The sequence below is a fragment of the Bacillus sp. GMa5/1 genome, assembly GCF_050172015.1.
Lineage (GTDB): Bacteria > Bacillota > Bacilli > Bacillales > Bacillaceae_G > Bacillus_A > Bacillus_A cereus.
Map to the genome: position 1 here is coordinate 1 of NZ_JBNLYC010000385.1, position 1,542 is coordinate 1,542.

A 1,542-nucleotide genomic window follows, 5' to 3' on the forward strand; every position below is an offset into this window, starting at 1 on the left:
ATATTATTTAATTGTAGTTAGCATCTAAATATCAGAGTAGATACGTAAAGGAAATACACTAAGTTCTTTTCTTAATTCTACAAAATATAATTATTGAATTTGAGAAAACAGTGAAGTACTTCAAAATACAGTGGTAGTCAATGCGAGGACCAAGCTGGAAAAAGATTTAAAATAAAGCGAAAGTAACAGGAGATACTGTACCACCGCAAGAAACAACAGTCAAAGTTCCAATTCAATCATTTATACAAATTGAATTCAAAAAATAAATACTGCTAATTTAAATGTGAAACTGAAAAACTATTTTGCTCCAAATTTTAGAAAAAGATAATAAAGAAGTTGTGAAATTGGAAACAGATGAAAGCGATACGGCTATTTTTGAAGCACTATGCTTTGAAAAGTACAAGGTGGAGGAAATTCAAGTACTCAATTAAATATTTAATTGAGAGAAAGGTCTTTTCATCAACTAAAAATAAAAAACGAATGGAATATTCAAAAACATGACACTATATTACTGGTCGTAACAATAGTTTTACTTTCCACAAAAGAGGAAAAATATATAGACTTTACAAATACTAAGAATAGCAAACTAGATAGTTTTATTACCGCATCACATAAAGTGAAACTTTAATCAGTGGGGGTTTTGTTCATCCCCACTGATTATTAGCCCTCACCAATCGGGCTTTTACGGGCAGTAAGACCTCCACCTCAAAATTCAGCGGAAGCAAAGAAGTTAGGTGGAGGTCTTACTGCCCGGCAAATAGCGGGATAAACTTATTATTAATTTCCAAATACAATAGTTTTTAATCAACAAAAAACTTCAATAATTAAGGTGCACAGTAAATTGACCTCAAAACAGTAATTACTACAATATCAGTTTTTACTTATTCTATAAAAAAGAAATATCACTTAATAATTATTACTTTATATCAATTTAGACATAAAACATTTTATTATATCGGCTTAAGTATTATGAAATTAAAATTACAAATAACACCAAAACTCTTTTAAGGGCTCGCACATCGTTCGTATCGGGTTGATTATCTTTTGATACCTATGTCATTAACACAACTAAAAAAGTTTATTACAAAGGAATCTGAGAGGTTTTTTCAATTTCGAAATTTATTTTTTTGTAAATTAAAGGAAAAATAATCCATATATATATACGGATTATTTTCTTAGTGTACTCTGTATTGACCTGTTAACTGTTTTTCAGCCATTCGAACTAAGCGTTTTGTAATCTCTCCACCGATCCGAACCATTGCAGATGATGTGATGTATCAGGTTCCAGTGTGGCTCCTAGTTCAAAAGCAATTTCATACTTCATTTGCTCAATAGTACTTGTAGTAGCAGAAATAAGAATTTCATTTGTATTACTTTCTCATCTTTGAATATTTATAAATAACATGTACCTAATTATGCTATTTATGCATGAGCAGCCTAATTTATTCCAGTATTTTTATAGAAACCCTTTCCTTCCCCTTATTCCACCAATTAAATTTGAAAAACAAATGTAAATTGCATTTCAATATAACAATAAAAGCT

At 29.7% G+C, this 1,542-nt stretch carries 1 protein-coding gene and 1 pseudogene; one reads left to right on the forward strand and one right to left on the reverse strand.

All coding sequences use genetic code 11. From position 1 onward, the window contains the following. Nucleotides 1-302 precede the first annotated feature (302 nt). Nucleotides 303-431 (forward strand): hypothetical protein, encoded by a 129-nt coding sequence (locus tag ACQGSG_RS28830; RefSeq protein ID WP_000939299.1) that lies wholly within the window; start codon nt 303-305, stop codon nt 429-431. A gap of 744 nt (nt 432-1,175) precedes the next feature. Here ACQGSG_RS28830 and ACQGSG_RS28835 read toward each other — a convergent pair. Next, nucleotides 1,176-1,360: pseudogene (locus tag ACQGSG_RS28835) on the reverse strand (small, acid-soluble spore protein, alpha/beta type). Nucleotides 1,361-1,542 lie beyond the last annotated feature (182 nt).